The organism is Amycolatopsis sp. NPDC033938 (assembly GCF_055575975.1).
Window position 1 is genome coordinate 271,643 of sequence record NZ_JBVIRO010000003.1, and the last position, 21,981, is coordinate 293,623.

The 21,981-nt window shown below is 69.9% G+C and carries 25 protein-coding genes; 20 read left to right on the top strand and 5 right to left on the bottom strand.

All coding sequences use genetic code 11. The features are described from left to right. The first annotated feature begins 23 nt into the window (after window positions 1–23). Together ACZ5ZX_RS11220 and ACZ5ZX_RS11225 are read left to right on the top strand one after the other, a co-directional pair. Window positions 24–365: an ArsR/SmtB family transcription factor gene (locus ACZ5ZX_RS11220; protein WP_465501859.1), complete on the top strand. Its 342-nt coding sequence runs from the start codon at window positions 24–26 to the stop codon at window positions 363–365. 71 nt (window positions 366–436) lie between these two features. Beyond that, on the top strand, window positions 437–1,315 hold the full coding sequence (locus ACZ5ZX_RS11225; RefSeq protein ID WP_465501860.1) for a TIGR03620 family F420-dependent LLM class oxidoreductase: 879 nt from the start codon (window positions 437–439) through the stop codon (window positions 1,313–1,315). Window positions 1,316–1,405: 90 nt separating this feature from the next. Here ACZ5ZX_RS11225 and ACZ5ZX_RS11230 read toward each other — a convergent pair whose 3' ends face one another. Beyond that, complete coding sequence (locus ACZ5ZX_RS11230) at window positions 1,406–2,350, bottom strand: NADP-dependent oxidoreductase (protein ID WP_465501861.1); 945 nt, start codon at window positions 2,348–2,350, stop codon at window positions 1,406–1,408. A 104-nt stretch (window positions 2,351–2,454) separates the two neighbouring features. Here ACZ5ZX_RS11230 and ACZ5ZX_RS11235 point away from each other — a divergent pair, with 104 nt between their 5' ends. The 12 genes from ACZ5ZX_RS11235 (at window position 2,455) to ACZ5ZX_RS11290 (ending at window position 14,221) form a co-directional block, all read left to right on the top strand. After that, window positions 2,455–2,886: a winged helix-turn-helix transcriptional regulator gene (locus tag ACZ5ZX_RS11235; RefSeq protein ID WP_061986535.1), complete on the top strand. Its 432-nt coding sequence runs from the start codon at window positions 2,455–2,457 to the stop codon at window positions 2,884–2,886. A gap of 9 nt (window positions 2,887–2,895) precedes the next feature. Beyond that, complete coding sequence (locus ACZ5ZX_RS11240; protein WP_465501862.1) at window positions 2,896–3,876, top strand: helix-turn-helix transcriptional regulator; 981 nt, start codon at window positions 2,896–2,898, stop codon at window positions 3,874–3,876. Then, window positions 3,873–4,850: a helix-turn-helix transcriptional regulator gene (locus ACZ5ZX_RS11245; protein ID WP_465501863.1), complete on the top strand. Its 978-nt coding sequence runs from the start codon at window positions 3,873–3,875 to the stop codon at window positions 4,848–4,850. The genes ACZ5ZX_RS11240 and ACZ5ZX_RS11245 overlap by 4 nt, the downstream gene beginning before the upstream one ends. A gap of 9 nt (window positions 4,851–4,859) precedes the next feature. After that, window positions 4,860–5,069 (top strand): bacteriophage holin, encoded by a 210-nt coding sequence (locus ACZ5ZX_RS11250; protein ID WP_037319634.1) that lies wholly within the window; start codon window positions 4,860–4,862, stop codon window positions 5,067–5,069. 37 nt (window positions 5,070–5,106) lie between these two features. Then, on the top strand, window positions 5,107–5,439 hold the full coding sequence (tatA, locus tag ACZ5ZX_RS11255; RefSeq protein ID WP_007035409.1) for a Sec-independent protein translocase subunit TatA: 333 nt from the start codon (window positions 5,107–5,109) through the stop codon (window positions 5,437–5,439). Window positions 5,440–5,549: 110 nt separating this feature from the next. Further along, a complete protein-coding gene (gene tatC / locus ACZ5ZX_RS11260; RefSeq protein ID WP_465501864.1) occupies window positions 5,550–6,521 on the top strand; it encodes a twin-arginine translocase subunit TatC in 972 nt (323 codons plus the stop codon). An 8-nt stretch (window positions 6,522–6,529) separates the two neighbouring features. Continuing rightward, on the top strand, window positions 6,530–7,405 hold the full coding sequence (locus tag ACZ5ZX_RS11265; RefSeq protein ID WP_465501865.1) for a diacylglycerol/lipid kinase family protein: 876 nt from the start codon (window positions 6,530–6,532) through the stop codon (window positions 7,403–7,405). Window positions 7,406–7,501: 96 nt separating this feature from the next. Beyond that, on the top strand, window positions 7,502–10,279 hold the full coding sequence (locus ACZ5ZX_RS11270) for a DEAD/DEAH box helicase (protein WP_465501866.1): 2,778 nt from the start codon (window positions 7,502–7,504) through the stop codon (window positions 10,277–10,279). Between the two features lie 177 nt (window positions 10,280–10,456). Then, window positions 10,457–11,269: a DUF4333 domain-containing protein gene (locus ACZ5ZX_RS11275; protein WP_465501867.1), complete on the top strand. Its 813-nt coding sequence runs from the start codon at window positions 10,457–10,459 to the stop codon at window positions 11,267–11,269. A 41-nt stretch (window positions 11,270–11,310) separates the two neighbouring features. Further along, window positions 11,311–12,510: a GNAT family N-acetyltransferase gene (locus ACZ5ZX_RS11280; RefSeq protein ID WP_465501868.1), complete on the top strand. Its 1,200-nt coding sequence runs from the start codon at window positions 11,311–11,313 to the stop codon at window positions 12,508–12,510. A 35-nt stretch (window positions 12,511–12,545) separates the two neighbouring features. Beyond that, window positions 12,546–12,956, top strand: a complete 411-nt coding sequence (locus ACZ5ZX_RS11285; protein ID WP_465501869.1) for a DUF4333 domain-containing protein — start codon at window positions 12,546–12,548, stop codon at window positions 12,954–12,956. Window positions 12,957–13,000: 44 nt separating this feature from the next. Further along, complete coding sequence (locus ACZ5ZX_RS11290; RefSeq protein WP_465501870.1) at window positions 13,001–14,221, top strand: GNAT family N-acetyltransferase; 1,221 nt, start codon at window positions 13,001–13,003, stop codon at window positions 14,219–14,221. Here ACZ5ZX_RS11290 and ACZ5ZX_RS11295 read toward each other — a convergent pair. The 3 genes from ACZ5ZX_RS11295 to ACZ5ZX_RS11305 form a co-directional block, all read right to left on the bottom strand. After that, window positions 14,218–15,186: a pirin family protein gene (locus ACZ5ZX_RS11295; protein ID WP_465501871.1), complete on the bottom strand. Its 969-nt coding sequence runs from the start codon at window positions 15,184–15,186 to the stop codon at window positions 14,218–14,220. The two genes, ACZ5ZX_RS11290 and ACZ5ZX_RS11295, sit on opposite strands and share 4 nt — an antisense overlap. Then, entirely contained in the window at window positions 15,183–16,127 is a 945-nt protein-coding gene (locus ACZ5ZX_RS11300) for a 5'-3' exonuclease (RefSeq protein WP_465501872.1), read from the bottom strand. The genes ACZ5ZX_RS11295 and ACZ5ZX_RS11300 overlap by 4 nt, the downstream gene beginning before the upstream one ends. A gap of 76 nt (window positions 16,128–16,203) precedes the next feature. Further along, entirely contained in the window at window positions 16,204–16,740 is a 537-nt protein-coding gene (locus tag ACZ5ZX_RS11305; RefSeq protein ID WP_465501873.1) for an NADPH-dependent FMN reductase, read from the bottom strand. Between the two features lie 118 nt (window positions 16,741–16,858). Here ACZ5ZX_RS11305 and ACZ5ZX_RS11310 point away from each other — a divergent pair, with 118 nt between their 5' ends. Genes ACZ5ZX_RS11310 through ACZ5ZX_RS11335 form a run of 6 tightly spaced genes read left to right on the top strand, consistent with a single transcriptional unit; the run spans window position 16,859 to window position 20,856 of the window. Beyond that, window positions 16,859–17,437, top strand: coding sequence for an ArsR/SmtB family transcription factor (locus ACZ5ZX_RS11310; RefSeq protein WP_465501874.1), 579 nt, complete (start codon window positions 16,859–16,861; stop codon window positions 17,435–17,437). Beyond that, window positions 17,434–18,684 (top strand): MFS transporter, encoded by a 1,251-nt coding sequence (locus ACZ5ZX_RS11315; RefSeq protein ID WP_465501875.1) that lies wholly within the window; start codon window positions 17,434–17,436, stop codon window positions 18,682–18,684. The genes ACZ5ZX_RS11310 and ACZ5ZX_RS11315 overlap by 4 nt, the downstream gene beginning before the upstream one ends. Before the next feature lie 10 nt (window positions 18,685–18,694). Next, window positions 18,695–19,837, top strand: a complete 1,143-nt coding sequence (locus tag ACZ5ZX_RS11320; protein ID WP_465501876.1) for a M24 family metallopeptidase — start codon at window positions 18,695–18,697, stop codon at window positions 19,835–19,837. Beyond that, window positions 19,834–20,286, top strand: coding sequence for an Lrp/AsnC family transcriptional regulator (locus tag ACZ5ZX_RS11325; protein WP_465501877.1), 453 nt, complete (start codon window positions 19,834–19,836; stop codon window positions 20,284–20,286). Before ACZ5ZX_RS11320 ends, ACZ5ZX_RS11325 begins: the two co-directional genes overlap by 4 nt. Window positions 20,287–20,342: 56 nt before the next feature. After that, a complete protein-coding gene (locus ACZ5ZX_RS11330; RefSeq protein WP_007035425.1) occupies window positions 20,343–20,570 on the top strand; it encodes a hypothetical protein in 228 nt (75 codons plus the stop codon). Continuing rightward, on the top strand, window positions 20,557–20,856 hold the full coding sequence (locus ACZ5ZX_RS11335) for a hypothetical protein (RefSeq protein WP_005150941.1): 300 nt from the start codon (window positions 20,557–20,559) through the stop codon (window positions 20,854–20,856). The genes ACZ5ZX_RS11330 and ACZ5ZX_RS11335 overlap by 14 nt, the downstream gene beginning before the upstream one ends. A 7-nt stretch (window positions 20,857–20,863) precedes the next feature. On the opposite strand, the gene ACZ5ZX_RS11340 is transcribed toward ACZ5ZX_RS11335, so the two are convergent. Further along, a complete protein-coding gene (locus ACZ5ZX_RS11340) occupies window positions 20,864–21,937 on the bottom strand; it encodes a GDSL-type esterase/lipase family protein (protein ID WP_465501878.1) in 1,074 nt (357 codons plus the stop codon). Window positions 21,938–21,981 lie beyond the last annotated feature (44 nt).

Here is a 21,981-nt window from a genome sequence, read left to right on the forward strand (position 1 = left end):
ACACGGCCTAAGCTCGGAGGATCATGACCGCACACGCAGATCCCGACCCGGACGCCGCCGAGCACCTGGTCGAGGTGTTCAAGGCGCTCGCCAACCCGGTCCGGCTCCAGGTGCTCGGCTGGTTGCGCGAACCGGACCGGCACTTCCCGCCGGAGCGGGCGATAGCCGATCAGAACGAGGTCGGGGTCTGCGTGAGTCATCTCCAGGAGAAGCTGGGGCTCGCGCAGTCCACCGTGTCGGCGTACATGGCCTTGCTGCAGCGTGCCGGGCTCGTCCGATCCACCCGGGTGGGGAAGTGGACGCACTACCGGCGTGACGAACAGCGGATCGCGCAGCTCGTCGACCTGCTGGGACGCACCATCTGAACCTCGCCGGGAATAACATATCGAGAATCTGCGATACTTCGATATGTAGGACTCGAGCTGAGGAGAGACAGATGGAACTGGGGCGTTTCGGGATCTGGACGTTCGACTTCGAAGAGCAGCCTGCCGCCGTGCTGCGGGATTCGGTGCGGGAACTGGAAGAACTCGGCTGGCCCGCGATCTGGATCCCGGAGCGGGACGGCCGCGAGGCGCTGACCCACGCCGGATTCCTGCTGGCGTCCACCGAACGGATCTCCGTGGTCAACGGGATCGCGCGGATCGGCTCGCGTGGGGCGCGCTGGGCCCATGGCGCGGCGCTCTTGCTGGCCGACGCCTATCCGGGCCGGCACGTACTGGGGCTCGGCTTCGGTGGTGCGCAGGCCGGGGTCAAGCCGCTGGAGGCGATGAACGGCTACCTCGACGAACTCGACACGGTCACCAGCGCCAACCCGCTGCCCGCCGCGCCGATCCGACGGCTGCTGGCCGCGTACGGGCCGAAGATGCTCGAACTGGCCCGGGACCGTTCCGAGGGGGCACACACCTATCACGTGCCCGTGGCGCATACCGCCCAGGCGAGGGAAGTGCTGGGGGACAAGGCCTTCCTCGGCGTCGAGCACGCCGTGCTGTTCGAAACGGATCCGGCGAGGGCGCGGGAGATCGCTCGCGAGCACCTGCACGTGTATCTGACGTCGAAGTACAACGTCGCCAAGTACCTCCGCCTCGGCTACACCGAAGCCGACATCGACGGAGGCCGCGGCAGCGACCGGCTCGTCGACGACCTCGTGTTCTGGGGTGACCTCGACACCGTCGTCTCGAAACTGCACGCTCACCTCGACGCCGGTGCCGACCACGTCGGGGTCCAGGTCATCGGTGTCGAACCCGGTGAATCGGCCATGCCGCACTGGCGGCGGCTGGCCGAGGCGCTGCTTCCCCAGACCGCGGCCGCGCGCTGACGCTCCTGTCCGCCTGGCCGAAGGGCGCTTTCCCCGCATCACATGCGGGGAAAGCGCCCTTCACCGCGTGAGATGCGGGGAAAGCGTCCTTCAGCTCTCCTCGCCGGTCAGCACCAATCGCCCGCGGAGCCCGCCTGCCGCCAGTCGTTCGTGGGCTTTCACCGCGTCGGCCAGCGGCAAGGTCTCCGCGACCCGCAGAGCGAGCACGCCGTCGTCGACCAGTGCGGCCAGCTCACCGAGTGCGGCGCCGTCGGCGCGGATCCAGACGTGCTCGACCTTGATGCCGCGCAAGGGAATTGGCGCCGCACCGGCCGCGAACACCACGAACCGTCCACCGCCCTTCACGGCGTCCAGGGCTTCGAGACCGAGCAAAGCCGTGTCGAGGGCGGCATCGGCGCCGCCAGGGACTTCGGCGCGCACTCGGTCGGCCAGGAAGTCGCCCCGGGGCACGAAAACCTCCGCGCCGAAGCCCCGGACCAGTGCCTCGTCGGCGGAACCGGCGACGGCCACCACCCGGAAACCGCGTGCCTTGGCCAAGGCGACCGCGTACCCGCCGACCGCGCCCGCCGCTCCCGTCACCAGGACCGTCGCTCCCGTCGGGAGATCGACCAGATCGACCGCCTGGAGTGCGGTCAGGCCGTTCAGGGGGAGGGTCGCGGCCTCCACAGTGGACACCGTCGCCGGGGCGGCGGCGATGGCGTCCACGTCGAGCACGACGTACTCGGCGTAGGTGCCGAGCGCGGTCGCCGGCCGGTCCCGCAGGCCGATCACGGCGTCGCCCACGGCGAACCCGGTGACGCCGTCGCCCGTCGCGTCGACCGTCCCGGCCACGTCCCAGCCGATCCCGATCACTTCCCGGGGCGGGATGATCCCCGCTTCGGTCAGGAAACCCGACCGGGTCGCGGCGTCGACCGGGTTGACCCCGGCCGCGGCCACCTTCACCCGTACCTGACCGGTTCCCGGTTCGGGCACCGGGACCTCGGTGAACTCCAGGGCCTCCGGGCCACCGAACCGGGGGACCACCACTGCGCGCATCGTTCTCCTCCAAGGGCTCGTTCGGAGCGAACGTATGGGGAGTTACTCTCCATCGGGAAGTACGCACTTCGAGGTGCCCAACTCACGCGGAGGTACGGCGAACCGTGGTCACGCGCACGGCGCAGGAACGGCGGAACGAGGAGAAACGGGCCTACGACGCCTACCTCGCCGCCTGTCCGGCCCGGAAACTGCTCGACGAGGTCTCGGGAAAATGGGTCAGTCTGGTCCTGGTCGCCCTCGGCGACGGGCCCCAGCGCTACAGCGACCTCTCCCGCCGGATCGCGGGCGTCAGCCAGAAAATGCTCACGCAGACACTGCGCACCCTGGAACGGGACGGTCTGCTGACCCGCACCGTCACCGCCTGTGTACCGGTCCGGGTCGACTACGAACTGACCGAGCTCGGCCGGAGCCTCCGTGAGCTGCTGGCCGGGATCAAGGACTGGGCCGAGACGCGGTTCGACGAGGTCGAGTCCGCGAGGGATCGTTACGACGCGCGATCGGCGGCTCTCACCATCGGGTCGGACGGCGCGGGCTAGGGTAGCCGGGTGTCCACCGCACGCGCCGAACGTCTGGTCAACCTGGTTCTGGCCCTCCTGTCCACCCGGCAGTACCTCACCGCCGAGCGGATCCGGGGCATCGTGCCCGGGTATGCCGACGCGGCCAGCGACGAGGCCTACTTCCGGATGTTCGAGCGTGACAAGACCGAACTGCGCGAACTCGGCATCCCGCTGGAGACCGGACGCAACTCCGCCTTCGACGCCATCGACGGCTACCGCATCGCGCGCCGCGACTACGAGCTCGGCGAAATCGACCTCGCGCCCGACGAAGCGACCGCCGTCGGGCTCGCCGTGCGGTTGTGGGATTCCCCGGAACTGACCGGTGAGGCGCAGGGCGCGTTGGTGAAGCTGCGCGCCGCCGGGGTCGAAGTGGACGACAACGCCCCGACCGTCGTCGAGCCCCGCGTGCGGGCCGAACCGGCGTTCGGCCCGCTGCTCGCCGCGGTCCAGGCGGGGCAGGTGGTCCGCTTCGAGTACCGGCGCAGTGGCTCCGCCGAACGCAAGATCCGCACCCTCGAACCCTGGGGTGTCGTGTCGTGGCGTGCCCGCTGGTACGTCGTCGGGCACGACAGGGATCGCGGCGCGCCCCGCTGCTTCCGCCTTTCGCGCGTCACCGGGAAGGTCGAGACGGTCGGGAGGCCCGGCGTCGTCGAACGCCCGGAAGGGGTCAACCTGCTGCGGATGGTGTCGTCCAGCAGCGGCGAGGACCCGTCCGCGCCGACCACCGCCAGTGTCTGGGTCGCCGACGGCCGCGCCGCCGGGGTCCGCCGCCGTGGCCGGGTCGTCGGCCGCAGTGACGCGGGAGGAGAAGAAGGCGACCTCGTGGAGATCGACCTGTATTACCCGGAATCCGCCGCCGACTGGCTCACCGCGCACGGCCCGGACGTCCTGGTCCTCGAACCCGAAGTCCTCGCGAAGTCGGTCCTCAGCCGCCTGGAAGCCATCGCGCACGCCGGTGGTGCCCGATGAGCGCCACCGGACGGATGCCGCGCCTGCTGGCGCTCGTGCCGTACCTGCTCGCCCGGCCCGGTATCAAGATCACCGACGCCGCCGCCGATTTCGACGTCTCGCCCAAACAGCTGCGCAAGGACCTCGAACTGCTGTGGATGTGCGGGCTGCCCGGCTACGGACCCGGTGACCTGATCGACCTCTCCTTCGAAGGCGACACGATCGTCGTCACCCACGACGCCGGGATGAACCGCCCGTTGCGGCTCACCGGTGGCGAGGCGACGGCCATGCTGGTCGCGCTGCGGGCGCTGGCCGAGACGCCCGGCGTACTCGACGCCGACGCCGTCCGCCGCGCCATCGCGAAGATCGAAGCGGCCGCGGGCCAGGCCCAGCCGTCGGGAATCGTGGTCAGCGGGGGAGTCCGCGAAGGCAAGAAGACCGCCCGCACCCGCGAAGCCGTCCGTGCCGCCCTCACCGCGAAGCGCGCGCTGCGGATCCGGTACTACACCGCGTCCAAGGACGAGATCACCGAACGCACCGTCGACCCGATGCGGCTGCTGATCGTGCAGGCCGTCGGCTACCTCGAAGCGTGGTGCCGCCGTGCCGAAGACGTCCGGTTGTTCCGGCTTGACCGCATCGACGAGCTCACCGTGCTCGACGAACCCGCCGTCCCGCCCGCGCACGCCCGGCCGACCGACATTTCCGACGGTGTCTTCCGCCCGCGTCCCGATCAGCAGGAAGCCGTTCTCACGCTCGATCCCGACGCACGCTGGGTAGCGGAGTACTACCCGTGCGAGGAACTCGACGAGCTCGACGGCGGTCGGCTCCGGATCCGGATGCGCTACGCCGACGAGTCCTGGATGGTCCGGTTGATCCTCGGGCTGGGCGGAGACGCGCAGGTGGAGAGCCCCGCCGCGCTGGCGGAGGCGGTTCGTCGACGGGCGGCCGACGCGCTGGCGCGGGCACGTCACCTTGCGTCAACCTACGAGCAGTAGGGTGACGCCGTGTCGTACCTGCCGAGCATCGCGCTCGTAGTCGTCGGGCTGATCGCTCTCTTTGTTTTGCTAATCAAGTTACGCGGAGTCTTGCGCGTGCTCACCCATACGATGAGCATGGTGGCTACGAACACCCGAAAACGGACAGGGCTGCTCCGCGCCCGATCGGCCGCGCTCCGCGTGGCGATCGCGCAACGACGTGGGCTCGAAGACCGGTAACATCTCACCCAGAGACTCAAGAAGGAGGCCGCACACGATGAACGCGCTGCAGCCGTGGCACATCATCATCCTGGTGCTCGTCGTTGTCCTGCTGTTCGGCGCCAAGAGGCTTCCGGACGCCGCGCGGTCCATCGGCAAGTCCATGAAGATCTTCAAGGCCGAGACCAAGGACATGGCCGGAGACAAGGACAAGGCCGCCGAGACCGAAGAGGTCGAGACCAAGCAGCTGCCGCAGGCCACCACGCCCGCGCCTGCCGCGACCGCGCAGGACAAGCAGGTCGCCGACCTCCAGCGTCAGCTCGACGAGCTCAAGAAGCAGCAGGCCGCCACGCCCGCTCCGGCCGAGCAGGCGCAGAAGAACGCCAGCTGAGCGGTCTTTCGGCAAGCAGTTTCCAGCCAGCCCAGCGGAGCCTGTTCGCGGATGAGCGCGCCGAAGCCACGGCGCGCTCATGGTGGACCCTGACGAGAACGGACTGTCCAGTGGCGGATTCCGCCTCCGGTGAGGAGCGCCGCGGCACGAAGCGGCGCAAGCGCAGCCGTCGGAGCAACCCCGACGGCACGATGACGCTCATCGAGCACATCTACGAGTTCCGGCGCCGTCTGGGCTTCGCGCTGCTCGCCATCCTGGCGGGCGGGATCATCGGTTTCATCTGGTTCCAGACCAAGGTGGGCCCGATCCCGTCGCTGGGCGAGATCATGACCGGCCCGTACTGCGCCATTCCGTGGGAGCGCAGGCTCGGAGCCAAGCCGGACGGCCCTTGTCAGCTGCTCCAGACGGTGCCGTTCGAAGCCTTCATGATCCAGCTGAAGGTGGGTGTCGCCGCGGGTGCGGTGCTGCTGTCGCCGCTGTGGCTCTACCAGGTCTGGGCGTTCATCGCGCCCGGCCTCTATTCGAAGGAGCGCAAGTACGCGCTCACCTTCGTCTCCTTCGCGTCGATTCTCTTCGCCTCCGGTGCGGTGCTGGCGTACCTGCTCATCCCGCACGCTCTCGAGCTGCTGATGAACTTCGGTGGCGACCAGTTCATCACCGCGTTGACCGGTGACAAGTACATCTCGTTCATCCTGTCGCTGCTGCTGATCTTCGGCGTCAGCTTCGAATTGCCCCTGCTCGTGGTGATGCTGAACCGCGTCGGCGTCCTGAAGTACCAGATGCTGAAGAAGTGGCGCCGCGGCCTGATCATGGTCGTGTTCGTCTTCGCCGCGTTCGCGACGCCCGGTTCGGACCCGTTCTCGATGCTCGCCCTTGCCGCCGCCCTGGTGCTGCTGCTGGAACTCTCCATCCAGATCGCGCGCTTCCACGACCGCAAGCTCGACAAGGAACGCGGCACCGAGGGCTGGGACCAGCTCGCCGACGACGAGGCCGCGCCGTTCGACTACACGCCGAGCACGATCGACGAGGAGCCGTCCGCCGCCACCAACGGCAAGCGCACCAGCACCGACGACGTCACCTGATCGCCGGGATGCACGCGGCACTGGCCGTCCATCCCGCTTCCGGCAACGGGGCGGCGGGACGGCTGATGGAGTCGGTCGCGGCGCGGCTACGGCCCGCCGTCGACCGGCTCGACGTCCTCGTCGCCAACACCGTCGAGGAATCCCGCGCGCTGATGACCGACTCGCGTGCGGCCGGACTGGACGTCCTCGTCATCCTCGGCGGTGACGGCGCGGCGCACGAAGGCGTCCAGTTCTGCGCCGAATCCGGTGTCGCGCTCGGCGTCGTCCCCGCGGGCACCGGCAACGACTTCGCCAGGGCACTCGGCCTTCCGGAGAATCCGCACGTGGCCGTCGATCTCGTTGCCCGGTGGATCGCGGAGGGCAAGCGGCGGCGGATCGACCTCGGCCGGACCGGTGGCGAATGGTTCGCCACCGTTCTCTGCTCCGGGTTCGACGCGCTGGTCACCGAACGCGCCAACCGGCTGACCTGGCCTCGGGGTCCACGCCGCTACGACCTCGCCATCCTGGCCGAACTGGCGGCCTTCCGCACCTGGCCGGTCGTGCTCCGCACCGACGTCGAGACGATCGAAGTCGACGCCACCATGATCGCCGTCGGCAACACCCGGTTCTACGGCGGCGGCATGCCGATCTGCCCGGGAGCGGACCCCGAAGACGGCCTCTTCGACGTCACGGTCGTCGGGAAGGCCACCAGGCGCGACCTGCTCCGCATGCTGCCCGGCGTCCGCAAGGGCGAGCACCTCGCGCATCCGGCGGTCCGGACCCTGAAGGCCAGCGAGATCCACCTCGCCGGCAGTGATCTGCCGGTCTACGCCGACGGCGAGCCGCTGGGCGGGCTGCCGATCGACATCACCTGTGTTCCCGGCGCGCTCACCGTCCTCGGCTGAGCCCGGCGTAGCGCCGTCGCGGTGTAGACCCGGCCGCCGTTCCCGTGATCGTCACACCGAGTGCGAACTGTCGGTGGGGTATGGAACCCTGACGAAGTGGTCAACAGCCCTTCTCAGACCCCGGCCGAGGCGTACGCAGCCTCCCAGCGCCGCGCTCAATACCCCCAGCTGACCCGGTTCGCCGCGGAGTCGGCGTTCGAGTTCGACGATTTCCAGGTCCGCGGGTGCGAGGCGCTCGAAGGCGGGCATGGCGTGCTCGTCTGCGCACCGACCGGCGCCGGGAAGACCGTGGTCGGCGAGTTCGCGGTGCACCTCGCCCTCGCCGAGGGGCGCAAATGCTTCTACACGACGCCGATCAAGGCGTTGTCGAACCAGAAGTACGCCGACCTCGTCGGCCGGTACGGCGCCGACGCCGTCGGCCTGCTCACCGGCGACACCTCGATCAACGGCAACGCGCAGGTCGTGGTGATGACCACCGAGGTACTGCGCAACATGCTCTACGCCGGGTCGTCGACCATCGGCGAGCTCGCCTACGTGGTGATGGACGAGGTGCACTACCTCGCCGACCGGTTCCGCGGCGCGGTCTGGGAAGAGGTCATCCTCCATCTGCCCGAGCACGTCCGGGTCGTCGGTCTGTCGGCCACGGTGAGCAACGCCGAGGAGTTCGGCGAATGGCTCGTCGAGGTCCGCGGTGACACCACCGTCGTGGTCGACGAGCACCGTCCGGTGCCGCTGTGGCAGCACATGCTGGTCGGCAACCGGCTACTGGACCTGTTCGCCGGGCAGGAGGAGCACGCGCCCGGCACCGAGCTGCGGATCAACCCCAGCCTGCTTCGCCGCACCGAGGAGATCGGCGGACGGTTCGCCCCGGCCGGGTTGCGCGGGCCGAGGGGACGGCGAGGGGCGCCTTCGCGAATGCCGAGGTACCGGCCGCCGTCCCGCACCGACACGGTCGAGCGCCTGGACAACGCGGGCCTGCTCCCCGCGATCGTGTTCATCTTCTCTCGCGCGGGCTGTGACGCCGCTGTCGGCCAGTGTGTCCGGTCCGGCCTGCGGCTGAACGGCCCCGAAGAGGTCGAGAAGGTCCGTCGCATCGTCGCCGAGCGCACCAAGGACCTGCCCGAAGGCGACCTTGGCGTCCTGGGGTTCTGGGAATGGCGTGAGGCGCTCGAACGCGGTATCGCCGGGCACCACGCCGGGCTGCTTCCGGCGTTCAAGGAGACCGTCGAGGAACTGTTCGTCCAGGGCCTGGTCAAGGTCGTGTTCGCCACCGAGACGCTCGCGCTCGGCATCAACATGCCCGCGCGCACCGTGGTCCTCGAACGGCTGGTGAAGTACAACGGCGAAGCGCACGTCGACCTGACACCGGGGGAGTACACACAGCTCACCGGGCGGGCCGGGCGGCGCGGGATCGACGTCGAGGGCCATGCCGTCGTCGCCTGGCAGCCGGGCATCGACCCGAAACAGGTCGGCGGTCTCGCCTCGACCCGGACGTACCCGCTGCGGTCGTCGTTCCGGCCCGGCTACAACATGGCGGTGAACCTGGTCGCGCAGGTTGGCGCCGAGGCGGCCCGTGACCTGCTGGAGCAGTCGTTCGCCCAGTTCCAGGCCGACCGGTCGGTGGTCGGACTGGCGCGGCGGATCGAGCGGAACAAGGAGGCCCTGCGCGGCTACACCGCCGCCATCACCGGGGACTTCGACGACATGCTCGAATACGTCGAGCTGCGCGCCAAGATCTCGGCGCGGGAGAAGGCGCTCTCGCGGCAGAACACCTCCGCGCGGCGGGCGGGGACGGCCGAGTCGCTGGAGAAACTCCGCAAGGGAGACGTCATCGCCGTGCCCGCGGGCAGGCGCGCGGGGCTCGCGGTCGTCGTCGACCCGGGGCTCGACCCGATCCGCGAACCGCGTCCCGTCGTGGTCACCGAGGACCGCTGGTCCGGCCCGCTCTCGGTCTCCGACTTCCCGTCGCCCGTCGAGGCGCTGGGGAACATCAAGCTGCCGAAGCATATCGAGCTGCGTTCCCCGAAGACCCGTCGTGACATCGCTTCGAGTCTCCGCAACGCGGGAATCTCTTTGCCCGGCAGGCAAAAGCGCCGCGCCGGGGCCAATGAGGACGGTGAGCTGGCCGCGTTGCGGCGCGCGCTGCGGGCACATCCTTGCCACGGCCTGGCCGAACGCGAGGCGAACCTGCGCTGGGTCGAGCGGTATCAGCGTCTCTCGGCGGAGACCGAGCAACTGGAACGCAAGGTCGCCGCGACGACGCACTCGCTCGCGCGCGCCTTCGACCGCATCCTGCGGCTGCTCGGCGAACGCGGCTACCTCGGCCCCGAATCCAAGGGCGACGGCGAGGACCGCGTGACCGAACACGGCAAACGGCTCACCCGCCTCTACAGCGAATCCGACCTGCTCGCCGCCGAATGCATCCGGCACGACGTCTGGAAGGGGCTGGCGCCCGCCGAACTCGCGGCCGTCGTCTCGACGCTGGTCTTCGAGGCGCGCCGCGACATCGCGGGGGAGCCGCGGCTGCCCGCGGGCAAGGTGGTCGACGCCTGGCAGGCGACCACGCGGCTGTGGATGGAGCTCACCGAGGACGAGCGGCGGCACAAGCTGGACCGCACCCGTGAACCGGACGCGGGCTTCGCCTGGCCCATCTACCGGTGGGCACGCGGCGAATCGCTGGAGAAGGTCCTCACCGCCGCCGAGGCGAACGGGCAGGAGCTCTCCGCCGGGGACTTCGTCCGCTGGTCACGGCAGGTCATCGACCTGCTGGACCAGATCCGTGACGTCCTCGGGCGGGCCGACCCGGTCGGGGCGGCCGCCTCGGACGCGGTGAAGGCCCTGCGGCGCGGCGTCGTCGCGGCGGGCGGGGCGTAGCAGGCGGGCGTTGGGCTGACCGGCGGATTCGATGCCGCCACCGGTGTGGGTACGGTCTCGTCGAGTTGTCCCGACACCACCCCGGAACAGTGGGCAGGGGCGCCGACCTGTGGTTGGATCGCCCACGACGGCCTTGTGACTCGGCCGTGGACAATGGCGGAACAGCGGAGGCGAACGATGAGCACGCCGTATGGCGGCAACGACCCGCAGCAGCAGCCCCAATGGGGGCAGCAGCCGGGCTACGGGCAACAGCCGGGCGGCACTCAACCGCCGAGCGGCCCGCAGCAGCAACCCCCGCAGCAGGAACCACAGTGGGGTCAGCAGCCGCAGTACGACCCGTCGCAGACGCAGCAGCAACAGCCCCAGTGGGGCCAGCAGCCCGCGCCCTACGACCCGTCCCAGCAGCAGCCGGGATATCCGCAGAGCGGTCCGCAGCAGCAGCCGGGCTACGACCCCTCCCAGCAACAGCAGCCGCAATGGGGCCAGCAGCCGCAGTACGGCCAGCAGCAGGGTTACCCGCAGAGCGGACCCCAGCAGCAGCCCGGCTACCCGCAGAGCGGCCCGCAGCAGCAACCGCAGTACGGGCAGCCGCAGCAGCAGGGCCAGTACGAGTACGGCCAGGGCCAGTTCCAGGGCACCCCGGGCGAGGCGCAGGACAAGCCGAAGTCCAAGAAGGGCCTGTTCATCGGGATCGGCGCGCTCGTGGTGATCATCGCCGCGGTCGGCGTCCTCGGCTTCGTCACGCCGGGCTGGTTCAACACCCAGGTCTTCAACAACACGCAGATGCAGACCGACGTGCAGAAGCTGCTCACCGAGACCTACCAGATCCCGAACGTCACCGCGGTCTCCTGCCCCTCGGGCAAGGAGGTCAAGGACGGCGAGAAGTTCACCTGCACCGCCACGATCGACGGCAAGCCGCAGGACGTGCCGATCACCGTCAAGGGTGACACCGGCAACTACGAGGTGTCGCCGCCCGCCGTCACGAAGTAAACGGCGGGCGCGCGTGGCGGTCGTTCCTGCATGATCGTTCCATGAGCGACTTCTCAGTGCGGAGGTTGCGGTCCGACGAGGAGCGGGCCGCGACCGATTTGTTCAGGCGTGCGCTGCACATCAAGGAGATGACCGACGAGGACTGGTCGATCTCCGCCGCGGCATTGCAGCCCGATCGCGGTTTCGGGGCGTTCGACCCGGAACTGATCGGCACCGTCCGGTCCTTCGACACGGAAGTGACCCTGCCCGGCGGCGGCACCGCGCCGCTCGCCGCGGTCAGCCTCGTCGGCGTCCGCGCCGACCGCACCCGCCGCGGTGTGCTGACGGCGTTGATGCGTGCCCAGTTCGAGGATTTCGCCGCCCGTGGTTATCCAGCGGCGATGCTGCACGCGTCCGAGGGCGCCATCTACGGCCGGTTCGGGTACGGCGTCGCCGCGCGGGGCAAGTCGATCGAGGTCGACAGGCACCGTGCCCGGTTCCGCCCCGAGGTACCGGCGGGCGGGCAGATCACCCTGCTGGATCTGGAAAGCACCATCGAACAGTGGCCGTCGCTGTTCGACGCGCTCCCGCGGACGCGGCCCGGCATGATCGCCAGGAGCCCGAACCTGTGGCCGGGTTACGAGCGCGAAGTGCGCAGGGCGACGACCCCCACGGCGACAGCGGTGCACCGTGGCACGGACGGTGTCGACGGGTACGTCACCTATCACGTCGATCGGGCCCATTTCGGTGCCCCGGCGCTGCTGAAGATCCAGTCGTTCCACTACGCGAGCCCCGACGCGTTCGCCGGGCTGTGGCGGCATCTGCTCTCCGTGGACCTGGTCGATCGCATCACCGCCGAAAAACGTCCGCTCGACGAACCGGTCGAGTTGCTGTTCATCGACCCGCGGCACGCGGCCGTGCAGAAGATCCAGGACGAGGGCTGGCTCCGCCTCGTCGACGTCGCCTCGATGCTCGCCGCCCGCACCTACCTTGGCGGTCCGCTCGTCATCGAAGTCACCGATCCCTTCCTGGAACACAATTCCGGCCGCTACCGCCTGTCAGAGGACGGCGCCGTCCGCACCACCGACCCGGCCGATCTCGAGCTGCACGCCGATACCCTGTCGATGTTGTACCTTGGCGGCTGGCGCGCGTCGGAACTCGCGATCGCCGGACGCGTCCGCGCCACCGGCGAGGCCGCGCTGGAACGGGCGGACCTGCTGTTCAGTACGCGAGTGAACCCCTGGTGCGGTACGTTCTTCTGACGTTGGAAGATCACGTTCGGTGGGGGTGGAGAAGCTTGAGCGGGCGAGCCGTCGCGACGGTCGTTCTGTGTGGTGCCGCTTTCGCGGTGCTGGCGGCGTGTTCGGATACCCCGGTACCCGCGCCGGCGACGAAGACCGTCACGGTACCGCCGACGACGAGTTCCTCGTCGGGCGCGCAGGCCACCGGCGGCACGTCGGGCGGTTCGCCCTCCTCCGGCACCGCGAGCCGGGTCTTCGATCCGAGGACCATGCAGGCGGACGTGCGGAAGATCCTCACCGAGACCTATCAAGTGCGCGACGTCGGCGAAGTGCTCTGCCCGCCCAACCAGACCGTCAAGGACGGCAGCACGTTCAGCTGCACGGTCCAGGTCGGCGGCGAGGGCAAGACCGTCTCGATCACCGTCACCGGTGACGACGGCCGCTACGAAGTCGGCGCGCCCGGCTGAAAACCGGTTGGGTTCGCCATGGCGGGACGGCAGGATCTCGTGGCATGAGCGAATTCCACGTACGTGCCGCGGCCGAAGGTGAACAGCGGGCCTGTCTCGAACTGCTCGTAGAGACCTTGCACGGCAAGCCGGTCTCGGACGAAGTCTGGGCCAAGATGGCCGCGAGCTGGCCCGCGACAGGGAAGTTCGCCGCTTTCGACGACCACGGCACCTTGGTGGGCATCGCCAGTTCCTTCGACACCGAGCTGACCGTCCCAGGTGGACGGAAGCTCGCCACCGCGGCCGTCGACGGCGTCGGCGTCCGCGCGGACTGGACCCGCCGTGGTGTCCTCACCTCTATGATGGCCGCGCAGCTGGAGGACATCGCCGCGCGCGGTGTCCCGCTGGCCGCGTTGCACGCCTCGGAAGGCGTGATCTACGGCCGCTTCGGCTACGGCGCGGCCACCTATGGGAAAGGTGTTGTCGTCGAACGTCCCCGAGCCCGGCTTCGTGACGGCGTGGGGCGCGACGGCGTGGTCAGGTTCGTCACCCCGGCCGAGGCGGTCGAACGCGTTCCGGCGCTGTACCGGCGCTTCGCGGGCGACCGGCCAGGCTTCCTCGCCCGTCCGGACATGTGGTGGCCCGGCTTCTTCGACCGGCTCGTCACCGGGGACGACGGCTATCGCGTCGCGGTCCACAGTGGACCCGAAGGTGACGATGGTTTCGTGGTCTACCAGAGCGTCGACGTGCGCGACCGGCAGGCACCGGAGCGTGGCGCGCTGCTGCAGATCCGTGAACTCCACGCCGCGACACCGCGGGCCTTGGCCGGCCTGTGGCGCTTTCTGCTGTCGGTCGACCTGGTGTCGGCGGTCGAAGGCCGTGGGCGGCCGATGGACGAGCCGATCGCCGAACTGCTCACCGATCCGCGAGCGGTCAACACCACCGAGGTGATCGACGACCTGTGGGTGCGGCTCATCGACGTGCTCGCCGCGCTTGAGGCGCGCACGTACGGGGCGGCCGAACCCGTGGTGCTTGACGTGCTCGACAGGCAGCTTCCGGACAACAACGGCCGCTACCTCGTCGGCCAGAGCGGCGTGCACCGCACCACCGCCGAGGCGGACCTGCGGCTGGATGTCGACACCTTGGCGTCGCTGTACCTTGGCCACGGCCTCTTCAGCGACCAGGTCCTCGCCGGCCGTGTCGAGGTGCTGGACGAGGCGGCGGTCGTCCGCGCCGACACGTTGTTCCACACCACGCGGGCGCCGTGGTGCGGGACGTTCTTTTAGGCCGGGTTGCGCCGGGGTTTGATCCGCACCTGCGGCAACGTGGGTGCGGGCAGCCACGCCGTGGTGCCCTGGTAGCCCTCCACCCGGCCGAACCGGTCCGACTGGGCTTGCCACGCCTCGCGGTACTCGGCGATCTCCTCGTGGCTCCGGCCAACGAAGTTCCACCACATGACCAGTTCCTCGGTGAACGGGGTCCCGCCGAGGAGCAGCACCCTGGCCGGTTCGGTGCCCCGGTTGGCCAGCGCCAGCCGTTCGGCTCCGGGCGCGAGGTAGGCGAGTTCTCCGGTGTCCAGCGCCGTCCCGGCGACGGTGACCGAGCCGATGTCCTGCAGGACACCGTGTTCGTAAGCCGGGTCGACGTCGAGGGTGAAGGCGGCCCCGGGCTCCAGCGTGAGTTCGGCGCCTAGCAGGGGAGTGAACGCCGGGACCGGTGAGGTGGTCCCGGCGAGACTGCCGAGGAAGACCCGTGCGGTGGCACCGGACAACCGGAGCACCTGCGGGGCATAATGCCGGAAATCCCGGGCGGTGTCGCGATGTTCGTCCGGCAGCGCGATCCACAACTGGACACCGTGCAGCGTCGCGGTGTCCGGAGTGGACACCTCCGAGTGCGCGATGCCGTGACCACCGGTCATCAGGTTGAGCTCGCCCGGCCGGACCATGGCCCGGGTCCCGATGCTGTCGCGGTGCTCGATCTCGCCGCTGAACAGCCAGCTCGCGGTCTGCAATCCGGTGTGCGGATGCGGCGCGACGTCCATGCCGCCGGACTCCGACACGTCCTGCGGTCCGTAGTGGTCGGCGAAACACCAGGCGCCGATCAGCGACCGCCGCCGTTGCGGAAGCGTCCGGCGGACGCGGATCGCGCGCGGGCCGCCGAGCGGGACCTCACGCGGGGTCAGCACGGTGACGCCGTCGCCGGGCCGGTCCCGGCACAGCAGTTCGGCCGGGTCGGCCTCGGTGTTGCTCACGACTTGGGGAGCGCGGCCAGCAGACGCTCCACCGAACGGCCGAGATTCCAGCGTTCCGCCAGTTCCGCGACCTTGTCCGGATCGGCGGGCTCGGACGGGACGACGTCCGGCCGGGACTGCTCGATCGGCGCGTCCGCCGCGACCCGGACCACGGTCGGCGCGACCGCGAGATAGTCGGCCGCGTCGGTCAGCCGCAGCCGCGTCTTGAGCGGTACCCGGGAGTCACCGGCGGTCGACGCGTCCAGCAGCGCCTGCAGTGAACCGAACTGGGTGATCAGCTTCGCCGCGGTCTTTTCCCCGATCCCGGCCACCCCTGGCAGCCCGTCGGACGGATCTCCCCGAAGCGCGGCCATGTCCGCGTACGCGGCGCCGGCGTGCTCCACCGGGACGCCGTACTTCTCGGCGATCTCGGCCGGGCCGAGGATCTCGGCCTTGTTCCAGCCCTTGCCGACGTAGATGACCACCGTGGGCGTCGGCTCGTGGCGCACCAGCTGGAACAGGTCGCGGTCCCCGGTGATGACCTCGACCGGCGACTTCTTCTCGTGGGTCGCGAGCGCGCCGATGACGTCGTCCGCTTCGTATCCGGCCGCCTCGGCGGTCGCGAGCCCGAAGGCCTCGAGGAGTTCCAGGATGATCGGCACCTGCGGGGTGAGCGTGTCCGGCACCTCTTCGACGTCGCCGCCCTCGGGCACCTCTTCGGCCACCCGGTGCGCCTTGTAGCTGGGCAACAGGTCGGTGCGGAACTTCGGCCGCCAGTCCGCGTCCAGGCACGCGACGAGCCGGGCGGGGCGCCGGTCGGTGAGGATCCGGGCGACGGTGTCGGTGAACCCGCGCACGGCGTTGACCGGCGTCCCGTCCGGGGCGGTCATCGACTCGGGCAGGGCGTAGAACGAGCGGAAGTAGAGGCTCGCGGAATCGAGGAGGGCGAGAGGTCCGGTCACCCGGACAGCCTGCCACGTTCCGGTCCGGATGTCCGTGAAGGACCCGGCCGCCGGCCGGGTCCTTCACGGAAGCCGGTCAGGCGGCGTAGGGCCGCACCCGGCGCGCGTCACGCAGGGCGTTGGCCCACCAGCCCAGTTGGTTCAGCAGCGTGGCCGCCGCGAGGTCGACGTCTTCGGCGGCGTGGGGTTCGCCGTCGGGCCCGAAGCAGTTCCAGGCGTAGGGGAAGCTCACGGTCTCGCGGATCGTGGCGGCGTGCAGTTCGGCGAAGACGGGACGCAGGTGCTCGACCGCGCGCAGGCCGCCGGAGATCCCGCCGTAGGACACGAAGGCGACCGGCTTCCCGTGCCATTCGGGGCCGGTGGCGTCGAGGGCGGTCTTGAGCGGGCCGGGGTAGCTGTGGTTGTACTCGGGGACGATCACCACGACGGCGTCCGCGGCGGCGACACCGGGGGAGAGGCCGTCAGGGCTTTCGGCCAGATCGATGACGGACAGGTTGACGTCTTCGCGCTGTTTCGCGCGGTCGAGGAACCAGTTCGCGACTACGGGGCCGAAGCGGCCCTCGCGGACGCTGCTGATCACGACGGCGAGCTGGTAAGGCGTGTTCGTTGTCATGCCACTGACCGTAAAACCTGAACTTAAGTTGAGGTCAAACTCCAGAACCAGTTTATTTCGAGCAGCTAATCGCAGAGAACTCTTTGCAGAGAGTCCTCTGCGGTTGTAGGGTCGCGGCATGGGGAAGAACGAGCGATATCTCGCGCGGATCGACGGCCGTCTTCTGCGGGCGCTGGCGCATCCGCTGCGGGTGCGGATCCTGGAGCTGCTCCGGGCGGACGGCCCGGCGACCGCGTCCGGGCTGGCGAAACGGGTCGGGGAGAGTTCCGGGACCACGAGCTGGCATCTGCGCCAGCTGGCGGAGTACGGCCTGGTCACCGACGACGTCGAACGCGGCAACCGCCGCGACCGGTGGTGGAAGGCCGTGCACGAGGGGGATCAGCTGCACGCCAAGGACTTCATCGACGATCCCGACCTGGCCGGCCCGTTCAGCGCCTACGCGCATACGTTGATCGAGCAGCGCTACGCCGCCGAATCGCGGTTCGTCGGCGAACTGGCGGACTGGGCCGACGAGTGGATCGACAAGGTCAACTTCCACGACTCCTCGCTGTCGCTGACACCCGACGAGGCCGTCGCCTTGAGCGACGAAATCCTCGACGTGATCGCCCGCTACCGGCGGCCGGAAAAGGACGGCGACACCCCGGTCCGCGTGCACTGGGCGGCTTTCCCGAGACGAGCCCAGCCGGAACAGCCATGAGCAAAGTGCCACTGGGGGCCCTGGTCGCGGCTTCGGGGATCTCCTCGGCCGGGGTGATGATGACCCTCATCGCGATTCCCTGGTTCGTGCTGCAGAGCACCGGGAGCGGGACCAAGACCGGCCTCGTCACCGCGGCCGAGGTGCTGGGACTGACGGTCGCGGCGCTGCTCGGCGGGCCGATCGTGGACCGGGTCGGCACCCGGCGCGCCAGTGTCGGCGCGGATCTGCTGACCACCGGCACGGTCCTGCTGATCCCGCTCGCGGTCTCCACCACAGGGCTCGGCCTGCCCGGTCTGATCGTGTTGTCGTTCGTGATGGGCGTGTCCCGAGGGCCCGCGGACACGGCGAAACAGGTTCTGCTGGCGGGGGTCGTCGAACTCGGCGGAATCCGCCCGAGCCGCGGTGCCAGCGCCGTCGAGGCCGCCACGCGGACCGGCCGGATGGTGGGCGGACCCGCCGCGGGCGCGCTCATCGCGGTGATCGGGCCCATTCCGGTGCTGTTCGTCGACGCCGGCGCGCTGCTGCTGTCCGCCGCGCTGATCTTCGCCCTGATCCCCGCCGCGGCCGGGCCGCCCCGGGCGGCTTCGGACGGCTACCTCAAGGAACTGCGCGAAGGACTGGCGTACGTCAAACGCGACCGGGTGCTGCGCGCGCTCGTCGGCATGCTGATGCTCACCAACAGCCTCGACTTCGGCCTGCTCGGCGTCCTGTATCCGGCGTACGGCGATCAGGTCCTGCACAGCACCGCCCTCATCGGCGCGATGATCACCGCCGTCGCCACCGGAGGACTGCTCGGATCCGCGCTCTACGGCTGGGTGGGACACCGGTTCTCGCGCCGCTCGGCGCTGCTTGTCGCCGTGGGCGTCGAGGGGGCGCCGAGATTCGCCCTCCTCGCGCTGGAGCCCACGCCGCCTGTGCTGCTCGCCGGGCTGGTGGTGGCGGGCCTCGGCGCGGGCGCGCTGAACCCGATCCTGTTGCCGGTGGTCTACGAACGCGTTCCGGAAGCCGTCCGCGGCCGGGTGTTCAGCCTTCTTGTCGGCGGCGTGCTGGCGGCGATGCCGCTCGGCTCGATGACGGCCGGGGTGCTGCTGGACGGGGCCGGCCTCGTCACCACGCTCGCCGTGTTCGGGGGCCTGTACCTCATCGCCGGCACCTTCCCGGCGATCTTCCGGGTCTGGCGCGGGCTGGACGATCCCGCCCCGATCGAGCGCGACCGGCTGGTGAGCCAAGCGGCCCGGACCGACTAGGCTCGCCACCATGTCGCGCCGTTCCCTTCACAACCCAGCCCCCGACGCCGCCAGCCTCCGCGCCCGCCTCGACCGGGCCCGCGCCGCCGCGGCCGCCGCCGACACCGACGCCCTGCTGATCGCACCCGGCTCGGACCTGCGCTACCTCATCGGGCAGGCGGGTGGCTCGTTCGAGCGGCTGACCACGCTGGTCATCCCGGCCGACGGGGTTCCGGCGCTGGTGCTGCCGAAGCTGGAAGCGCCCGGCTACGCCGACGTCCCCGCCGACGAACTCGGTATCGAGGTCGTCACCTGGGTCGACGGGGACAACGCCTACGAACTGGTCGCCGACCGGCTCGGCAAGCCGGGCAGGGTCGCGGTCAGCGACTTCACCCCGGCCCTGCACGTGCTCGCCTTCCGCGGCGCGCTCGGTGACGCAGAGCAGACGCTGGCCGGGCCGATCGTGCGCGAACTGCGGATGCGCAAGGACGCGACCGAGATCCAGGCGCTGCGCGACGCGGGCGCGGCCATCGACCGGGTCCACGCCCGGGTCCACGAGTGGCTGCGGCCGGGCCGCACCGAGGCCGAGGTCGGCGCGGACATCACCGCCGCGATCGTCGAAGAGGGCCACACGCACGCGGACTTCGTGATCGTCGGCTCCGGTCCGAACGGCGCCAGCCCCCACCACGACGTCTCCGAGCGCGTCATCGAGCGCGGCGACGTCGTCGTGGTCGACATCGGCGGCCCGATCGCCGAGGGCTACAACTCCGACTCCACCCGCACCTACGCGGTCGGCGAACCGCGTGACGCCGACGTCGCCGAGACCTACGCGGTCCTGCAGCGGGCCCAGAAGGCCGCGGTCGAGGCCGTCCGCCCCGGCGTCACCGCCGAGTCGATCGACGCCGCCGCGCGCGACATCATCGCCGACGCCGGCTTCGGCGAGTACTTCATCCACCGCACCGGCCACGGCATCGGCCTCGACGTGCACGAGGAGCCCTACATCATCAAGGGCAACGCGCTGCCGCTCGAGCCGGGCATGGCCTTCAGCGTCGAGCCGGGCATTTACCAGCCGGGCCGCTGGGGCGCCCGCATCGAGGACATCGTCGTGGTCACCGAGGACGGCGTCGAGTCGGTCAACCAGCGTCCGCACGACCTGATCGTGCTCGACGCATGACCGGTCCGCTGGAGCCGCTCGACAAGGCCATCGCGCAGGAACTGGCGGCGGACGGACGGCGCAGTTTCACCGATCTCGCCGAGCGGGTCGGGCTGTCGGTGTCGGCGGTGCACCAGCGGGTGCGACGGCTGGAGCAGCGCGGCGTGATCCTCGGGTACACCGCGCGCCTGGACGGCGAACAGATCGGCCTCCCGCTCACCGCGCTGATCTCCCTGACACCGAACGACCCCGCCGCCCCGGACGACTATCCGCAGCGTCTCGAGCACATCAAGGAGATCGAGTCCTGCTACTCGGTCGCCGGGGACGAGTCGTACATTCTCCTGGTCCGGGTGGCCTCACCACTCGGCCTGGAGGATCTGCTCCGCCGCATCCGCGAGGCCGCCAAGGTCTCGACGCGGACGACGGTGGTGCTTTCGACGCCGTTCGAAGGGCGCTCACCGACCCTCTGAGCCCGCCCTTCCCGAGAAAAAGGGTGGGCTTGCGCGGCGCTGGTACGATAAAAGGTATGGCAACACGTAAGGTCACACTCTCACTCGACAGTGGTGCGCTCGAGTTCGCCGAGCGGGCCGCCAAGGCACACGGGATCTCGGTCTCGTCGTGGTTGTCCAAGGCGGCCCGGAGGGAAGCCGTCCGCACCGGATACACCCCGCAGCGCGCTCCGGTCGAACCGTCCGCCGAATCGGACGAGGCCGAGCTGACCGCCGCGGAGAAGGATCTGCGTGCACAGGGGTGAAGTCTGGACGTACCACCCCCCGACCGAACCGGCACGGCAGCGCACCGTCGTACTGCTGTCCTCGGACGGGGTGAACGAATCCGAGCGGCCGTGGCTGCTCGGCACCGAACTGCTGGACCGTGATCCACAGGACATCCTCGGTGTCGCCGTCGACGCCCGGTATTGGGTGTCCACGTTGAACCTCACGCGGTTGTACCGGCCGTGGTTCGACGAGAAGATCGCGGAGATCGACCAAGAGGTCCAGGAGCGCATCGACATCGCGTTGCGCGCCGCGCTGGACCTCTAGTGCGGCGTCAGCGGGCGATGACCTCGGGCGCGGCGTGCAGTTTGCCGTCGGGCCCGGAGAGGCAGGACGCGTTGCCGCCGCGGGCGGCGAGGAACTCGTTGAGGCAGTTCGCGACCTGAGCGTGCCCGTTCGCGTTGGGGTGGAACGACTCCTGCAGCGCGTGGCTAGCACGGTCCACCTGGCCGAGGTCGCGCAGTTGCAGCGTCAGCCTGCTGAACCATTCGTTCGCCGGGTCGCTGCTGCACGCCTCACGGCCCGCGCCCGCCCGCGAAAGGTCGAGGAACCGCGCGCTGGTCGCCCTCGACGCCTGCTTGAGCCCGTCCGCCAGGATGGGAACCCCGTCGCGGCGCATCCATTCCAGATCCTCGGTGCGGAACGGGCAGCCGTTGAGACTGCGGAGCGCTTCCGGGATCTGCGGGCCGACCGGCGAGGCGTAGGACATCAGCACGAGCTGGTAGTCCGCCGGGATGTAACCGGCCTGTGCCAGCACCTTCTTGACATCGGCGACGGCGTTGGTCACCTTCGGCACCATGGCGTCCACTTTGGACTTCCAGGTGGTGCGGAGTGCTGCACTGCACGGCGGATTCTGCGGAGAGAACCACGCCTTGAAGCATTCGCTGACCTGAGCGGAGAACTTCGGCTCGTCGTTCGCGCCGATCGCGATCACCACCGCGGCGACCCGGTGGTCCTTGATCAGGTTCGCGAGCTGCTGAGCCTGCGATGGTTCGGTCCACTGCTTGGCCTCGCCGAGCGCGACCTGCTCGGACGGCGCTCCGGAACAACCGAGGTTCACACGCGCGGTGACGTCGGGGATCTTGATCTGCTCGACGAAGGCGTTGGGGGAGCGGTGGCACCAGTTGCCGCCCTGCCCGTTGGTCGTGGGCGTGTAGTCGCCCGCGCCCTCCCCGGACACGGTGCTGTCGCCGATGGAGACGACCGTCAGCGGACCCGTCCCCGGCGGGCCTTGGCGAGGGGACGGCTGCCCTGGCTGGCTTTCCGACCCGAAGAAGGCAAAGAAGCCGACAAGGACCACCACGAACGTGAGCGCGAGAGCACCCCACCACCACCGGAAACGTCGCATCGTCACCGAAGTCTACGGATACCCGGCCCGAACAGGTGATCAAG

Bases quoted from the DNA above. Each gene is read 5' to 3' on its own strand.
- ACZ5ZX_RS11220 (WP_465501859.1), top strand. From the start codon at position 24: ATGACCGCACACGCAGATCCCGACCCGGACGCCGCCGAGCACCTGGTC.
- ACZ5ZX_RS11225 (WP_465501860.1), top strand. From the start codon at position 437: ATGGAACTGGGGCGTTTCGGGATCTGGACGTTCGACTTCGAAGAGCAG.
- ACZ5ZX_RS11230 (WP_465501861.1), bottom strand. From the start codon at position 2,350: ATGCGCGCAGTGGTGGTCCCCCGGTTCGGTGGCCCGGAGGCCCTGGAG.
- ACZ5ZX_RS11245 (WP_465501863.1), top strand. From the start codon at position 3,873: ATGAGCGCCACCGGACGGATGCCGCGCCTGCTGGCGCTCGTGCCGTAC.
- tatA (WP_007035409.1), top strand. From the start codon at position 5,107: ATGAACGCGCTGCAGCCGTGGCACATCATCATCCTGGTGCTCGTCGTT.
- ACZ5ZX_RS11265 (WP_465501865.1), top strand. From the start codon at position 6,530: ATGCACGCGGCACTGGCCGTCCATCCCGCTTCCGGCAACGGGGCGGCG.
- ACZ5ZX_RS11275 (WP_465501867.1), top strand. From the start codon at position 10,457: ATGAGCACGCCGTATGGCGGCAACGACCCGCAGCAGCAGCCCCAATGG.
- ACZ5ZX_RS11280 (WP_465501868.1), top strand. From the start codon at position 11,311: ATGAGCGACTTCTCAGTGCGGAGGTTGCGGTCCGACGAGGAGCGGGCC.
- ACZ5ZX_RS11290 (WP_465501870.1), top strand. From the start codon at position 13,001: ATGAGCGAATTCCACGTACGTGCCGCGGCCGAAGGTGAACAGCGGGCC.
- ACZ5ZX_RS11305 (WP_465501873.1), bottom strand. From the start codon at position 16,740: ATGACAACGAACACGCCTTACCAGCTCGCCGTCGTGATCAGCAGCGTC.
- ACZ5ZX_RS11310 (WP_465501874.1), top strand. From the start codon at position 16,859: ATGGGGAAGAACGAGCGATATCTCGCGCGGATCGACGGCCGTCTTCTG.
- ACZ5ZX_RS11315 (WP_465501875.1), top strand. From the start codon at position 17,434: ATGAGCAAAGTGCCACTGGGGGCCCTGGTCGCGGCTTCGGGGATCTCC.
- ACZ5ZX_RS11320 (WP_465501876.1), top strand. From the start codon at position 18,695: ATGTCGCGCCGTTCCCTTCACAACCCAGCCCCCGACGCCGCCAGCCTC.
- ACZ5ZX_RS11325 (WP_465501877.1), top strand. From the start codon at position 19,834: ATGACCGGTCCGCTGGAGCCGCTCGACAAGGCCATCGCGCAGGAACTG.
- ACZ5ZX_RS11330 (WP_007035425.1), top strand. From the start codon at position 20,343: ATGGCAACACGTAAGGTCACACTCTCACTCGACAGTGGTGCGCTCGAG.
- ACZ5ZX_RS11340 (WP_465501878.1), bottom strand. From the start codon at position 21,937: ATGCGACGTTTCCGGTGGTGGTGGGGTGCTCTCGCGCTCACGTTCGTG.